This is a genomic window from Actinomadura sp. NPDC048394 (genome assembly GCF_040651755.1).
Lineage (GTDB): Bacteria > Actinomycetota > Actinomycetes > Streptosporangiales > Streptosporangiaceae > Spirillospora > Spirillospora montaniterrae.
The window spans coordinates 1-1295 of record NZ_JBEZJL010000196.1; the positions used below are offsets into that span (position 1 = coordinate 1).

Sequence of the window (1295 nt, forward strand, 5' to 3'; positions counted from 1 at the left end):
GCGGTCGCGACGATCTTGCCGGTGCCGGGCGGGGTCTGGATGGTGGCGGTGAAGGTGACGGGCTGGCCTGCGGGGACGTCGATCCGGTGGCGTCCGTCGACGGTCAGGGTGACGACGGGCTGGATCCCGTGCCGCTGGGCCGGTGTTGCGGGCACGGTGACCTGGCCGCCGGTGACGCTGTAGCGGGTCGATTGCGGGGGTGCTATGCCCTTTTCGGCCCAGGCGCTGACGTCGCGGAGGGCCTGCTGGAGGATGCCGGTGTAGTCGAGCAGGTTGGTCTCGTGAGCGCCGATGTGGTCGGCGTTGTCGTTGAACCAGACGCGGAACTCGTCGTCGTAGCGGTTTCCCAGGGCGTTCCTCACCTGCTGGGCGTACCAGTCGGCGTCCCAGGGGAACGCGTCGGTGTCGAGCAGGTTCGCGACCTCGATGACCTTGCCGGTGATCCTGCCGGTGTGGGTGCCGCCGCCGCTGACCTCGCCGGAGATGACCGGGCCGATCTCGATGGCGCGTTGCGGGTAGATCGGCTTGCCGGTGGAGTCGCGGAACTGGTCGAAGGCGGCGAAGCCGGACCGCGTGGGGACCTGGTGGCGGTGGTAGGTCAGCAGCGCCAGATTCCAGCGGTTGTCGATGCGCAGCTTGCCCCCGGCCGCGATCGCGTCGAGCGTCTCGGAGGAGTTGCCGGTACCGATGGTGAAGGTCTTGGTGGCGGGGTCGAGCGAGCCGGTGACCGCGCCGATCGTGGTGCCGTCGGCGCGGGAGGCGGTGACGTCGAAACCGAGCTTGTTCGGGTCGGCCGGTGCTTTGTCGAGGATGAGTTTCGTCGGGACGTCGTGGGCGTCCCGCTCCACTTCGGTGATGGTGGCGGTCTGGTCGATGCGCGCGTTGCGGGTCAGGTCGCCGAGGGGTGAGCGTTCGGTGCCGAGATAGCCGGGCTTGCTCCAGAAGTCGTCGGCGTAGGTCGGGTCGATGGCGCGGACGGTGGCGGCGAAGCCGAGCAGTCCTTGCGGATCGTCCAGGCCGAGGACGTAGGAGTGGTTCTCCCAGGCCCGCAGCGGGATGCCCATCCGGGTGACCTCGCGCAGCACCGCCTTCTGCATGGAGGTGAGACCGGCGTAGGGGTTCCCGGAACCGCCGGGACGCACCGCGTCGGCGATCTGCGGTGCCTTGCCGCGCAGCACCAGCCGGGCGAAGGCGCGGACGAAGAAGTTGTTCGGGATCGACGTCGGCACCCCGGGGATGAACGGCACCGCGCCGTCCCACACGCCGGTGGTGTTCTCCATCGCGCCGATCGTCAT

General features: G+C 69.4%; 1 protein-coding gene. It reads right to left on the reverse strand.

Annotation, left to right across the window (positions count from 1 at the left end):
- Positions 1-1280: hypothetical protein (locus AB0C78_RS50805; protein ID WP_360763079.1), on the reverse strand; the 1280-nt coding region annotated here is incomplete at its 3' end.
- Positions 1281-1295: the final 15 nt, after the last annotated feature.